Here is a 521-nt window from a genome sequence, read left to right as displayed (position 1 = left end):
GTGAGTTGGAAATTATTCTCGGTGAAATAGAAGAATATCAGTCGTTGAGTCAACGTTTTCCTGAATTGAGTACTCAAATCACACCACTGCTTAAGATAGCGAGAGAACGTTCTGCATTATTATTGGGCAAAATCAATGTATTAACCAATGTACTAACGTCGTTATCAGAAGGATGCGCTCGATGTTAAGAGATTGGCAAAGAGACTGTTCGATGAGAGCGTTAACAAAGTATCAAGGCGAACAGTCTCATTTTTTCTGTCAAGCAACCCCGGGGGCCGGTAAAACTATCCTCGCCGCCGAAATTGCTAAACGCTTATTGGCGGGCAACTTAATTGACTTGGTGTTGTGCTTCTCCCCAACGCTCAGTGTGGCTGACAGTATAAAAGGAACCTTTTCCAAGACATTACATTGTACGTTCAATGGAGGCTTAGGCTCCATTGGGCAATCACTGACCTATCAATCCATTCAATTTTTAAATGATGAATTTTGGCGGATCCTGACTAAATACCGAGTGTTTGTCG

Annotated in this window: 1 protein-coding gene and 1 pseudogene; both read left to right on the top strand. The window is 42.2% G+C overall.

Going from position 1 to position 521, the window contains the following annotated elements:
- A pseudogene (locus AACQ75_RS11565) lies at positions 1-188 on the top strand (hypothetical protein); the annotation flags it as partial.
- A partial coding sequence (locus AACQ75_RS11560) for a DEAD/DEAH box helicase family protein (protein WP_170889834.1) occupies positions 173-521 on the top strand: 349 nt, incomplete at its 3' end. The pseudogene AACQ75_RS11565 and the gene AACQ75_RS11560, both read left to right, overlap by 16 nt.

Origin of the sequence: Vibrio sp. B1-2, assembly GCF_963888445.1 — a bacterium.
GTDB classification, from domain to species: Bacteria; Pseudomonadota; Gammaproteobacteria; order Enterobacterales; family Vibrionaceae; genus Vibrio; species Vibrio anguillarum.
The sequence above is the reverse complement of the archived record's forward strand: the minus strand, read 5'-3'. Positions and strand labels throughout refer to the sequence as shown.